The sequence below is a fragment of the Allokutzneria sp. NRRL B-24872 genome (assembly GCF_002155965.1).
Classification (GTDB): Bacteria; Actinomycetota; Actinomycetes; order Mycobacteriales; family Pseudonocardiaceae; genus Allokutzneria.
This window is the reverse complement of sequence record NZ_MUMH01000387.1, coordinates 1-513: the sequence shown is the minus strand read 5'-3', so window position 1 is coordinate 513 and position 513 is coordinate 1. Positions and strand designations below refer to the sequence as shown.

Sequence of the window (513 nt, the reverse complement as noted above, 5' to 3'; positions counted from 1 at the left end):
CTCGGGCAGCTTCGGCGGCGGGATGAGCGCGGTGGAGCGGTGGGTCTGTACGCGACTGGCCGTCGTCGGCGAGGTCACTGAGCGACCGCCTCCTCAACGAGGTCGAGGCCGGCCGAGCGCAGTGTCGCGGCGAGCGCGTCGCGCTCGGCGGGAGTGGCCGAGGGGATGGGCAGTCTGGGTTCCCCGACGGGGAGGCCGCGCAGGCGCAGCGCTGTCTTGCTGAAGATCACACCGCCCAGTCTGCCGAACGCCGCGCAAACCGGCAGCAGGTCCCGGTGGATCTCGCGCGCGGCGACGACGTCACCGCGCTCGTGGGCGTCCAGCATCGCGCGCAGCCGACCCCCGGCCACGTGCCCGATGACGCTGACGACGCCGACCCCGCCGATCGAGAACCACGGCAGGTTGATCATGTCGTCGCCGGAGTAGAAGGCCAGGTCGGTGCGGCTCATCACCTGCGAACTGGCGAAGAGGTCGCTCTTGGCGTCCTTCACCGCGACGATGTTCGGGTGCTCG

At 71.2% G+C, this 513-nt stretch carries 1 protein-coding gene; it reads right to left on the bottom strand.

What is annotated here, in order from left to right:
* Nucleotides 1–74: 74 nt before the first annotated feature.
* Nucleotides 75–513 (bottom strand): dihydrodipicolinate synthase family protein (locus CCN37_RS38225; protein WP_210408417.1); only part of this gene is annotated, 439 nt, incomplete at its 5' end.